This is a genomic window from Agriterribacter sp., assembly GCF_035444585.1.
Classification (GTDB): Bacteria; Bacteroidota; Bacteroidia; order Chitinophagales; family Chitinophagaceae; genus Agriterribacter.
Map to the genome: position 1 here is coordinate 1 of NZ_DAOMOZ010000274.1, position 5,606 is coordinate 5,606.

The 5,606-nt window shown below is 43.0% G+C and carries 5 protein-coding genes; all 5 read right to left on the minus strand.

What is annotated here, in order from left to right; genetic code table 11:
• On the minus strand, positions 1-1,931 hold a 1,931-nt coding region (locus PLH26_RS19725; RefSeq protein ID WP_324587739.1), incomplete at its 3' end, for a DNA gyrase/topoisomerase IV subunit A.
• A gap of 62 nt (positions 1,932-1,993) precedes the next feature.
• Positions 1,994-2,359 (minus strand): DUF4260 domain-containing protein, encoded by a 366-nt coding sequence (locus tag PLH26_RS19730; RefSeq protein WP_324587740.1) that lies wholly within the window; start codon positions 2,357-2,359, stop codon positions 1,994-1,996.
• Between the two features lies 1 nt (position 2,360).
• Entirely contained in the window at positions 2,361-3,194 is an 834-nt protein-coding gene (locus tag PLH26_RS19735; protein ID WP_324587741.1) for a DUF1835 domain-containing protein, read from the minus strand.
• Positions 3,195-3,291: 97 nt separating this feature from the next.
• Entirely contained in the window at positions 3,292-5,193 is a 1,902-nt protein-coding gene (locus tag PLH26_RS19740; protein WP_324587742.1) for a toprim domain-containing protein, read from the minus strand.
• Between the two features lie 23 nt (positions 5,194-5,216).
• On the minus strand, positions 5,217-5,606 hold a 390-nt coding region (locus PLH26_RS19745), incomplete at its 5' end, for a hypothetical protein (RefSeq protein WP_324587743.1).

Below are 5,606 nucleotides of genomic sequence, written 5' to 3' on the forward strand. Positions count from 1 at the left end.
ACCGGGTATTTGGTTACCTGGTTACCCATGCTGCCCCGGCCTTTGATCTCTAATTCTTCAAAATAAAACTGAAGCTCCTTATTGCGGGCGCTTGAAGAAGGGCTGAGCACGATCTTAACAGCTTCGGCTTCGCCATTGGGATTAACCGATAAATAATGCACTTTGCTTTTGTCGGACCCTTTGGTCAGATCATACTCTTTATCGCGGGTAACGCTTGTAACGTTGAACCGCTTGGCATAACTAACGCCCGTTTTCCCATCTACGTAGATCATATTATAGGTAGTGCGTTCATCATTTTTCTTAAAAACGGCAACGTGCAGGATATCTTTCCCGATAAACACTTTATCCGCAGCTTTCACCACCTTCATTTTACCGGCTTTTGTAAAAGCTATAATATCATCCAGGTCCGAGCAGTCGTCCACAAATTCATCTTTCTTTAAGCCTGTGCCTATAAATCCTTCCGAACGGTTTACATACAGTTTGGCATTGGCAATAGCCACCTGCTTGGCCTGTATGGATTCAAACAACCTGATCTCCGTTTTGCGTTCCCTGCCCTTGCCGTATTTTTTTAACAAACTCTCATAATAGGCTACAGCAAAATCCACAAGATTTTCCAGGTCGTATTTTACCTGTTTGATCTCTTTATCAATATTTTTAATCTGCGCGTTCAATTCATCTATATCCAGCCTGTATATTCTGCGTACCGGCTTCTCCGTTAGCTTAACAATATCTTCTTTGGATATTTCTTTTTTAAGCTGCGTTTTAAAAGGAACGAATGCTTTGTCTATACCCATTAATACTTTATCCCAGGTTTCATGTTTTTTTTCCAGTTCTTTATATATTTTCTCTTCAAAGAATATTTTTTCAAGAGAAGTATAGTGCCACTTTTCCTGTAATTCCGCCAGCTTAATTTCAAGTTCCTTTTTAAGAAGTTCCTTTGTTGACTCTGCCGATGAACGCAGCAGGTCGTGCACCGTTATGAAACGCGGCTTTTGTTCCGCGATCACGCAGGCATTGGGTGAAATGCTTACTTCGCAATCGGTAAAGGCATACAGGGCATCAATGGTAATATCGGTAGAGATACCGGGCGCCAGGTCAACATGAACTTCCACGTTGGCAGCCGTATTATCGGTAACTTTTTTTATTTTAATTTTTCCCTGATCATTTGCTTTAACAATGGAATCCATCAGTTGCGTGGTAGTTACACCGTAGGGTACATCGCGTATAACCAGTGTTTTTTTATCCAGTTCCTCAATGTGGGCGCGCACTTTTACCTTTCCACCCCTTTTGCCTTCATTATAATGCGTTACATCAACCATTCCCCCCGTTTGAAAATCGGGGAACAGTTCAAACTTTTTGCCGCGCAAATGCCTAATGGCTGCTTCAATGATCTCGCAAAAATTATGAGGTAATATTCTCGTAGATAACCCAACCGCTATACCCTCCGCTCCCTGTGCCAGCAGTAAAGGGAATTTCATCGGAAGTGTCACCGGTTCATTCTTTCTTCCGTCGTAGCTCAGTTGCCATTCGGTAGTTTTAGCATTAAAAGCCACTTCCAGTGCAAATTTGCTTAACCTCGCTTCAATATAGCGGGCCGCAGCGGCATCATCGCCCGTACGCACATCGCCCCAGTTACCCTGTGTTTCAATGAGCAGGTCTTTCTGTCCCATATTCACAAGTGCATCGCCTATAGAAGCGTCACCGTGCGGATGATACTGCATCGATTGCCCGATAATATTGGCTACTTTATTGAATCGCCCGTCATCCATTTCCTTCATGGCGTGGAGAATGCGGCGTTGTACCGGCTTTAACCCGTCTTCAATTGCCGGAACAGCTCTTTCCAGGATAACATAAGAAGCATAGTCGAGGAACCATGATTTATACTGACCATGAATTCCGGATTCATTTCCTAAAAAATTGTCTTTACTCATATATAATTCCACAACTTTACATTATACTTTACAGGGATAAACCAGGGGCGTTGTCCGTATTTTTATTTATCTCCATCCTGCTTCCCTATCAAACCAAGATGTGTCAATTTGAATCCCGTGAAATATTTTAACCCATAGCCAAATACCCTGTCCATGGAGGAATGACCGAACAATACGATACCTGCAACCTGCAAACTCCAAATGCCGGATAACCACCCTGTAATGAAAAATACAACGGCAACACCTTTGTGATGAAAAAAATTATATGAAACGGCGCCCGCCCTGTTGCCCGCAACATAGCCCAGCATGCTGATATCGGGCCCCAAAAACAACAGCAGGTACACCCACCATTGCACATGCATATCGTACAAGGCATATGCACTCAATACAAATAAGGCCAGCTCTTCCCATTTTAAAATCATTCTCATATTATTGATTTGCCTGTTCCGCTGCACCGGTTTTGCTTTTGACCTCAAAATCTTTCATGTTTTTAAGTTCGCCCTGTATATCGTATTCCCCAGCAGTTATCATCAATTTCAACCTCCACAGCATATAGGCGTCGCCGGTAGTATGTTTATTTTTAGATAAGAACTGAGCAATGATCTTACCGGCTTTCTGCCAGTCCGTTGTAATATAACGCTTCAGATCAGCGTCGTAAAAATCATAATCGTACTGAACCAGCTTTTTACCGCCTTCCAGTATGCGCACGCCTTTATCTTCATCACTCAGCCTTGCCCATTCATCAGGGTCTACTTCAAACTCACTTAATGTAACAGGACGGGCTAATTTTTTCGCTTTTAAAAATTCTTTCGGCGGGATGGTGTGGAGCCGGGAAGGATAAAAAATATTTCCTTTTTCACTGATAAAGGGAAGATTATTCAGATAAAGGATGAACACCCGCCCCTGGAACTCTTTTACGTAATAAAGCAGCCAGTAATAACCGCTCACATCATGCTTATTTTGTGCCGCCCAGATCCATAATATTTCTCCGGGATTGCGGCGCAGTTCACCCACTACTTCAGCTATGGTTTTACAGTCATCCGCAGAGCCGTCGTTTGCTTTGCCGTCATAATCGCCGCCTGCCAGCACATGAGCCCACCAGTTTTTGCGCGCCTGCATGCCTTCGCCTGTATATATATCCGTCAAAGGCCCAACCGCATAGTCATCCTTTATCTGCACTACCCGGCCGTGAAGGGTTTCATCAAGTTCAATGGCTTTGTTCAGTACCCCCGTGTCTGCTTCGTTAAAAACAATGTGTATCATGTAGTTGCTTTGAAATTAAACCGATCGTTATTTCAGTATTATGCTGCCCCGTCGCTAAAAGTGAAATGAGGTAACTTCACGCGAAAGTCTGCGCTTCTCACCCGGCTTTCACGTCTTCCGCAATATCTATTTCCACACGTAAATTGTCAATGATAAATTCCTGCCTGTCCTGGGTATTTTTACCCATATAATATTCCAGCAATTGCTGCAGGTGTGTTTCGGGCATCACCATCACCGGCTGTTTGCGCATGTCAGACCCGATAAATCGTACGAACTCATCCGGCGAAATTTCCCCCAGCCCTTTAAACCTGGTGATCTCGGGCCTGGCGCCTAATTTTTTAACCGCCGCCTGTTTTTCGGATTCATCATAACAATAAATCGTTTCCTGTTTGTTGCGCACCCTGAAAAGAGGGGTTTCAAGAATATATACATGACCGTTCTTCACCAGGTCGGGAAAAAATTGCAAAAAGAAAGTAAGCAACAGCAACCTGATATGCATGCCGTCCACATCGGCATCCGTTGCCACTACTATATTATTGTATCTTAATCCTTCAATGCCTTCCTCAATATTTAAAGCATGCTGCAGCAGGTTGAATTCTTCATTTTCGTACACTACTTTTTTGGTGAGCCCGTAACAGTTCAACGGCTTACCCCTGAGGCTGAACACTGCCTGGGTTTCCACATTGCGGGCCTTGGTAATGGAACCGCTTGCCGAATCGCCTTCGGTAATAAAAATGGTACTCTCTAACCGGCGCTCATGAAAATCCTCTTTGTTCCTTGAGTTCGGAGGTTCATCGTTAAAATGAATGCGGCAGTCGCGCAGCTTCCGGTTATGCAGGTTGGCTTTTTTTGCCCTTTCACTGGCTAATTTTTTTATACCGGCCAACTCTTTACGTTCTCTTTCACTTTGCTCTATCCGTTTCTTTAACGCTTCGGCTATTGCCGGATTTTTATGCAGGAAATTATCCAGATCCCTTGAGAGGAATTCATGTACAAAATTCTTCATGCTAATGCCACCTTCCTCCATGTACAGGGAACCCAGCTTGGTTTTGGTTTGGCTTTCAAACACCGGTTCAACCACCCTAACGGCTACTGCTGCCACAATGCTTTGACGGATATCGGTAAAATCATAATCTTTTTTATAAAAATCTCTTACCACTTTTACAAAAGCTTCGCGAAAGGCCTGCTGATGCGTTCCGCCCTGCGTGGTATACTGGCCATTTACAAAACTGAATATCTCTTCACCGTAATCGTTGTTGTGGGTGATCGCCAGTTCTATATCCTCTCCTTTGAGGTGTATGATGGGATAGCGGATCTCGTCTTCGTTGGTTTTGCGCTGCAGCAGATCGAGCAATCCATTTTTGCTAACGTATTTTTTCCCGTTGAATGTTATTACCAAACCTGCATTGAGGTAACAGTAATTCCACAGCAGGTTATCAATATATTCGGGATGAAAATGAAAATTGCGAAACACCGTATCGTCGGGTATAAAGGTTACCAGCGTTCCATTTGTTTCATCCGTTTTTGCTTCTTTATATTCTTTTATCAATACACCTCTTTCAAATTCTGCTGTTTTTTGCTTGCTTTCCCTCACAGCCATAACCTTAAAATAGCTGCTCAACGCATTTACCGCTTTGGTACCTACTCCATTCAGTCCAACCGACTTCTGAAAAGCCTTGCTGTCGTATTTGGCGCCGGTGTTTATCTTACTTACCACGTCCACCACCTTGCCCAAAGGTATGCCTCTGCCAAAATCGCGAACCGTTACTGTTTTACCTTCCACCACAATATCTACCTGCCTCCCGTACCCCATCATATGCTCGTCAATGCAATTATCAAGCACCTCTTTAAGCAATACGTATATTCCGTCATCGGGACTGCTGCCATCTCCCAGTTTTCCTATATACATTCCCGGGCGCAAACGGATATGTTCGCGCCAGTCTAATGATTTGATTGAATCTTCCGTGTAGTCAAACAGATTTTGTTTCGCTTCAGCCATATTTTCTATTGTTCAAAAGTATTTTACCACCTGCAAATCATACTAATTATTTTAGTATTTGCAGAACGCCGCAAATATAATAAAACGAAATCAGAGGCTGCAAGCAGAATATGCACCCCTGTGCATAAACCACCATTGGTAAAGTTTACATCCGGTATTTTCATTCCATCATTTTTAAAAACAAGCCATTGAAAATCCGTCTGCTCCAACTCTGTTAAAACCATTTTAACAGAAGCTGTTTTTATTTTTTGGCATAGTAGTTGTCTTAAGTAGCATATCCCGCCTGATTCACTTTTCCTGGAATACGATAAAAAGTTGTAACCAATTACATAATCAATAAATTCCAGCGTTATGAAAAAAGCAAGGCTCACATTGGCAGCATTAAGTATAGTTGCCGCAGGATTATTCGCATT

Excerpts from the sequence above, each read along its gene's own strand:
- PLH26_RS19730 (WP_324587740.1), bottom strand. The coding sequence starts at position 2,359 with ATGAGAATGATTTTAAAATGGGAAGAGCTGGCCTTATTTGTATTGAGT.
- PLH26_RS19735 (WP_324587741.1), bottom strand. The coding sequence starts at position 3,194 with ATGATACACATTGTTTTTAACGAAGCAGACACGGGGGTACTGAACAAA.
- PLH26_RS19740 (WP_324587742.1), bottom strand. The coding sequence starts at position 5,193 with ATGGCTGAAGCGAAACAAAATCTGTTTGACTACACGGAAGATTCAATC.